General features: G+C 65.0%; 1 protein-coding gene. It reads left to right on the top strand.

Going from position 1 to position 389, the window contains the following annotated elements:
* Positions 1-64: 64 nt before the first annotated feature.
* On the top strand, positions 65-389 hold a 325-nt coding region (locus SRAH_RS12285; protein ID WP_149028990.1), incomplete at its 3' end, for a hypothetical protein.

Consider the following 389-nt stretch of genomic DNA (forward strand, 5'->3'; position numbering starts at 1 on the left):
GCAACCGACGCCAGCAAAGGCGGTAGCCCAAGTGCAGTGCAGCCACCGCTTGAGCCACAGCAGCGTGAGCAAACCAAGCGCCATCCGTGCGGGCGACGCTGGCTTTGCGGTTAACGTGGCGGGCAACACCGCAAACCGATCAGGGGTGTGCAACCTTGGTGCCGCCTTCAATTCGGGTGCGCAGGGCAGCACCACCATCGTGCAACAGTTGCCCGACAATGGCCGAGTAGACCCGGAGTTGGCAGCGTTCATCCAAGCCCACACCGGGGGCAGCAACTCACCCTACCAGTGGAGTGAGGTGCAACTGGGTAAGGTGCAGCCGCCAGTGCCCAGCCCCAATGCGGGGCTGGGCACCATCACGCCCGCCCCCAATGGGTGTGTGACGGCGC

Source organism: Serpentinimonas barnesii, assembly GCF_000696225.1.
In the GTDB taxonomy this organism is placed as follows: domain Bacteria; phylum Pseudomonadota; class Gammaproteobacteria; order Burkholderiales; family Burkholderiaceae_C; genus Serpentinimonas; species Serpentinimonas barnesii.